Source organism: Anaeromonas gelatinilytica (genome assembly GCF_016820635.1).
GTDB classification, from domain to species: domain Bacteria; phylum Bacillota; class Clostridia; order Tissierellales; family SIT17; genus Anaeromonas; species Anaeromonas gelatinilytica.
The window spans coordinates 1-6,037 of record NZ_WSFU01000069.1 but is presented as its reverse complement, the minus strand read 5'-3'; the positions used below and the strand labels follow the sequence as shown (position 1 = coordinate 6,037).

At 28.5% G+C, this 6,037-nt stretch carries 5 protein-coding genes; all 5 read right to left on the bottom strand.

Annotated elements, in window-relative coordinates; all coding sequences use genetic code 11:
• Nucleotides 1-33 precede the first annotated feature (33 nt).
• The gene (locus GOQ29_RS05610; protein WP_286672866.1) at nucleotides 34-381 is read right to left on the bottom strand and encodes an ATP-binding protein; all 348 of its coding nucleotides are present in this window, start codon (nucleotides 379-381) and stop codon (nucleotides 34-36) included.
• A gap of 620 nt (nucleotides 382-1,001) precedes the next feature.
• Nucleotides 1,002-1,697: a thioesterase II family protein gene (locus GOQ29_RS05605; RefSeq protein WP_203371667.1), complete on the bottom strand. Its 696-nt coding sequence runs from the start codon at nucleotides 1,695-1,697 to the stop codon at nucleotides 1,002-1,004.
• A 30-nt stretch (nucleotides 1,698-1,727) separates the two neighbouring features.
• Entirely contained in the window at nucleotides 1,728-2,555 is an 828-nt protein-coding gene (locus GOQ29_RS05600) for a GIN domain-containing protein (protein ID WP_203371666.1), read from the bottom strand.
• A 2-nt stretch (nucleotides 2,556-2,557) separates the two neighbouring features.
• Complete coding sequence (locus GOQ29_RS05595; protein WP_203371665.1) at nucleotides 2,558-4,324, bottom strand: ABC transporter ATP-binding protein; 1,767 nt, start codon at nucleotides 4,322-4,324, stop codon at nucleotides 2,558-2,560.
• Between the two features lies 1 nt (nucleotide 4,325).
• Nucleotides 4,326-6,037: condensation domain-containing protein (locus GOQ29_RS05590; RefSeq protein WP_252187521.1), on the bottom strand; the 1,712-nt coding region annotated here is incomplete at its 5' end.

The window sequence follows — 6,037 nt, the reverse complement described above, 5'->3', positions numbered from 1 at the left end:
TGTAAACTTTTGCTCATTTAAGAATGTAGGTTTTTATTCATTCTCTTGATCAAAATGATCTTTTAATCTATATGATTTTCCACTAATAGATATAATATGAACATAATGTAAAATTCTATCTAAAATTGCATTAGCTATTACTACATCATAAAAAACTTCATCCCAATTATTAAAATTTATATTTGTTATAAAAATAGTGCTTTTTTTCTCATATCTCAAATCTATGAGTTGGAAAAATAACTTTGAATCATCTTTATTGATAGGTAAATAACCTAATTCATTAATAATTAATAGCTTGTATTTTGTAAAATATTTTAATCTAGCATCAAGCCCATTCTCTAACTTCGCTTTTTTTGGCTGTTGAAGTAAATCATGTCTCATAGGAGCAATGCTTGAATCATAGTTTTTTCTTTTTTTTTAAAAATAATTATTAAACTCTTCATGCTTTGAAACATATCTCCTAAATGATGATTCTGCACAATTTAGATTATAGTTAGCTTGGATATGCCGGTTCGACCGTCATCATAGCCATCTTCGTATTCACTAGGAAAATGAAAAAAGATTGAGTTTTACAGGAAACACTAATCAAGGTGTGACAACTGAATATGACAGTTATCAAAGAGCCAGACGCAAAGACGCAGAACCGATAACGTGAAAGAAACTCACTTGCAGTTATCGGCTGTTTCTTTTAGGTTATGTAAATATGTGGATCTCAACTGTCTGTAAGTCAGCAGTCATAATATATGCTACGAGTTAGATGTAGAATTTCATATAACAATTTAATATCATATTTCTTTTTATTATCTTAGATAAAGGAATTAATAATGAAATTAAGGTAATTAAGATAATGGCCTTCAGCTTTAAATGCTTTTATCATTTCAAAAATAGAATATTAATAACCCAAGATCTAACTAAAATAAAGATAGCCTAGAAAATAAAATCTCATCTTCTAAGCTATCTTTAAGATTATATTATACATTTCATCATATCACCTTTGTTCGTTATAAATATCTCATAGCTACACTATTTATAATATGAGCTATTTTATTATATTCTCTCCTTATAAAAAAATGGTCTCCTGCAAACTCTTTATATTCACAAGGAAAATCAAAAATATGATTCCAATCACGAATTTTTTCGCTATATTCATCCTCTTTTGTATAAAAAATAGTAGCATTACACTTAATTTTTTTACGAGGTTTTTTAAATTTATAATCTTCAACAGCACTATAATCTGCTCTTATTATTGGTATAAAAGGTTCAAATAATTTCATATCTTTAATTACACTATTATCTATTCCACCAGTTTCTACTAATCTATAAACAAAATCTTTATCATTTAATCTTAATGTATCTGTATAAGATGATTTATACATAGGTGGTTGAAAAGCAGCAAGAAATAAATGTAGAGGTTTCTTCTTCAACCGAAGAATTGCCTCATAAGATAATATACTACCAAAACTATAACCTAAAAGCATATACTCATCATCTGAATCTACATTATACTCAATTTCACTAATCACATCATCAACTGCATCTTCAAAAGAAAATAATAAAGGTTCATCTTCCCTCGTACCTCTCCCTGATAATTCAATTGGTATCATTTTAATTCTTTCCTCCAAAAAAGGATTCAATTTATAATAAATTGTTGCAGAAGCTCCTGCATAAGGTAAACACAGAAGCATTATTCTTTTCACAATAATTCCTCCTTAATTTAAATTCTAACTCTAATCATGTTTCTTTATAAATCCTAATCCTTCTACTTTCTTGTCCACTGAACTTGGATTACCATAATAGATTATACTTCCTACCCCCTCAACATAAGCATCTAAGGTGTCATGGGCATATACACTACAACTTCCAACACCTTCTAATTTAACTTTTACATCATTTGCTTCCATTTTCTCACCTTCTATAACAGAAGATCCTTCTATAAAAACATCCAAATTTTCTGCATTCCCTGTTAAATCAATATTACCTGCACCAAGAAAATCTAAATCAAGGACATTAACATTATTACTTTTTATTTCTCCATTAATCGCACATTCAAAGACTCCTTGAAATTGTTCTACAGAATTTACAGACATATCTAAATTAAATTTACCCTGATTTATATTTATCTCTTTTATAGGTACACCAAGCTTTATGACCAGATTACCAGAAGTATCTAAGTATCTTTTATTGCTACTTATATTAATAGTTTTCTTATTTTCATCTATTGATACAGCAACAAGATCTGAATCATTACCCGTTACTTCACAAACTCCATCAAAATTTTCATCAAATACTATGTCTCCTACTAATTTTGTTTTCTTATTTTGTACTTTATCAATGACAATTGAATAAGGCTCCATATCATTAGTCCTTTCATCATTTTTATTTTCTTCCTGATTAATGTCTTCTTCCTTACTTACTTTTACATCCTCTTCATTAATATTTTTATCAGTATTTTCATTTTCACTGGATCCACTTTCATGAGATTCAATGGAACATGCTGCTAAAACAATAGATATAAGCAATACACTTATTAGTATAATACTTTTACTTTTCATCATTTTTACACCTCACTTAATTCATCGCTTAATTGACAAAGGGAATAAAATTCTCCCTTTCTTTGTAATAACTCATTAATATTACCCATTTCAGAAACCCTTCCATCTTTCATCATTATAATACAATCATAATCTTTTAATAATTGTTCATCTACTTTATGAGTTATAACTATTCTTGTCATATCTTTTAAATCACTAAGAGAAGATTCTAATTCCCTAGTTGTCTTTAAATCTAAGGCAGAAGTAGCCTCATCCATAAGTAGTATTGGTGGTTCCTTAAGTAATGCTCTTGCAATAGAAATTCTTTGCTTTTCTCCGCCTGATAATTCCATACCACCTTCTCCACACAGCACTTGCAATCCTCCTCTTTCTTCAAGGAAGGAATTCATACCTGCATTGCTAATAGCAAAATTTACTTGAGCCTCTGGCCATTCTCTATAAAGTTTAATATTTTCTTCAATAGTATCATCAAAAACAAAAGTATCCTGTTGTACGATACTATACAATTGAGTCAAAGACCTTTCATGAATATCTCTTATTTCAATATCATCAATATAAATATTTCCTTCAAACCAATCATAATACCCTGCTAAAAGTTTAAGTAATGTAGATTTCCCGCTACCACTTAATCCAACGATTGCATAGGATTTTCCCTTTTCAAAAACTAAATTAATATTTTCTAGTACATTTTCTCCACTAGGGTCAAATGCAAAGCTCATATTCTCTATTCTGATGTTCTCTTCTATATTTATCTTATGAACCTTAATACCCTTTTCTATTTCTTTTCTCAATAACTTATCAGATTTTTCTAATAGCTGTACACTAGCTTTCTTTTTAGCTAGACCTGAAATCACTTCATTTATAGGAGAAGTCACATTATTAAGAAGCTGTACAAAAGCAAGTATTCCACCTATAGTCATTTGTCCTTTTATAGTAAGCCAAGCCCCTACAACAAACAATACTATTACAATTATAATAGTACTATTTTGAGTCAAAGCCCTTACAAGACCAAGCAATATTTGATACTTTTCCTTAGATCTTTCTTGAACATTTACTTTACTTTCTGATAAATTAAGTACCTCTTTTTCAATATTAAAACTTTTAATCACAGAATATCCAGTAAGTATATCCTTAATAAAGGAAGTATATTTACTATTATTTAAAGATACATTATTTTGAGCAATCTCTAATTTTTTATTAAATATAGCTGAAACAATCAAAGGTAGTACACAGGACGCTAATACACATATTGCTAGTTTCCAATTAATATAAAACATAAGAAGTATACCAACAACTATCATAATTGTTTGTGATATTAATGTAATACCTCCACGAATGTAGTCCTGCTCTATAATTGTTAAATCATTGTTAAGTATAGAAATATATGTCCCAGTTTTCTCTTTATTGAAGTCCTTAAGTCTTAAAGTCAAAATTTTTTCTACGATTATTCTTTTTAGGTTCTGCAATGCTTTTTTAGCAAATCTATTCACAACAATAGTTTCAATCAAATTAACTAGAATATTTATTCCTATAAATACTACTGAAATAAATATTAAACGATAAAGTTCCTGAAATCCTCCGCCAATCCCTTTATCAATATATTGCTGTAATATAAGCGCAACTCCTACACTAAGCGTATAAGATATTACTGAAAAAAGCACTGCCAGGAAATACTTTCTTCTATTATTTTCATATATATACTCTGAAATTTTTTTGTCATTACTTTTAAGTGGCCCTACAAAAGATGTCTTAATTGCTTTTCCTTTAATCATTTTATTCCATCTCCCCCATTAGCTGATTAAGTAAATCTACTTCTTCACTTGAAAACTCAATATCACTTACTTCCTCTACAATATTTACTGGTTCTTTAAACATTAAATCAGAATATGCAAAATCATAGAGATCATTAAGAGCCTCTACAAAACAATCTTCAAACTCCTCTATATCTTCTTTACTAACAAATAAACTATCATAATAATTAGTAAATATCACTTTATTTTCAACATAGGCTCCATTTACTGTTAAAGGATGAAATAATACATTTTTAATATTGATATCAAATTGATTAAATTCATTACAATATCTTATTCCCTTAAGATTATTATTTTCTATAGAAGTATCCCCTAAAAAGTTAAACCCTAAGTCAGCATGCATATTTAATGACCTATTACCATTTAAATACTTTAATATTCCATAGGTCATCCCTTTATTAGGAATCTTTAAAAACTTTCTTCTTACTTCCATTGCTACATCATTTATATTAGAACTATTATTTAAGACTAATGGGAACAGATTAGTAAACCAACCTACAGTCCTATTAATATTAATATCTTTATAAAGTTCTTCTCTACCATGGGTTTCAATCTCCAACGCATAAGATGATATATCTTTCCATTTATTCAAAGCAATACTTAAAGCCATAATAAAAAATTCATCAGTTTGAAGTCCAAAAATCTCCTGGTATTCTTTCATCATTCTTGTACACTTTTCTTTAGAAAATGAGAAACTTGATAAAGACATTCGTTTTTCCACATTATTTTGTACTAATGGTTTAGAAAATAGTTTATCTGCAATCTTTCCTTCAGATACAACATTTCTCCAATAGTCTTCATCATTCTTTCCTTCATTACTCTTTCCAAATTCCTTTAAACTCTCTACCCAATCTAAATATGAAGCTGTCTTATTTGCTAACCTAATTTCTTCATTTCTTTCTATTTGTCCATAAACCGTAAAGATATCCGTTGTCAATATTCTCCAGGAAACACCATCTACTGCTAAATGATGTATACATATCATTAAATAATCTTTAACATTAGTATGGAATAATACTGAATGAAGCAAAGGTCCATTTTCTATATCTATAGTACCCTGTTCATATTTAATGATCTTTTCAATCTCTTCCTTTATATTCTCCTCTAATACTTCTTCTATAAATATCTGATTGAAAACTATTAAATCTTTGACTTCATCAGGCAACTTAATTCTTTGATCTGAATCATAAACAGCCCTTAACATATCATGATGTATTACTATCTTCTCCAACGATTTTTTTAAAATATCTTCTTTTAAATGTGAATCTATTTCTAAAACTATAGATTGATTAAAATGATTTTTATTTTCCAAATCTAATTCAAAAAATCTACTTTGTATTGGAGAAAGGGCTACTTTTCCTGATATTGGCTCTTGACTATACTCATCAATTTCCTTTTCCATAACTTTTGAAGCACAAATTTCACCTACAGTTTGCAGCCTCATAATATCCTTAATATTAAGACTATATTCTTTCTCTCGCATTATAGAAGACACTTGAATAGCCTTTATAGAGTCTCCTCCTAATTCAAAAAAGCTATCTTCAAGTCCAACTGGCTTCATACCTAATACTTCTTCAAAAGCTTCGGCTAATAATTTTTCTGTTTCTTCTTTTGGTTTAATATATTCTTTTTGTCTTTCAAATTCAATTTCAGGTAAAGCCCTTTTATCGAGTT

What these genes read in the sequence shown, in the direction of transcription:
- GOQ29_RS05610 (WP_286672866.1), bottom strand. Translation starts at nt 381, where the DNA reads ATGAGACATGATTTACTTCAACAGCCAAAAAAAGCGAAGTTAGAGAAT.
- GOQ29_RS05600 (WP_203371666.1), bottom strand. Translation starts at nt 2,555, where the DNA reads ATGATGAAAAGTAAAAGTATTATACTAATAAGTGTATTGCTTATATCT.
- GOQ29_RS05595 (WP_203371665.1), bottom strand. Translation starts at nt 4,324, where the DNA reads ATGATTAAAGGAAAAGCAATTAAGACATCTTTTGTAGGGCCACTTAAA.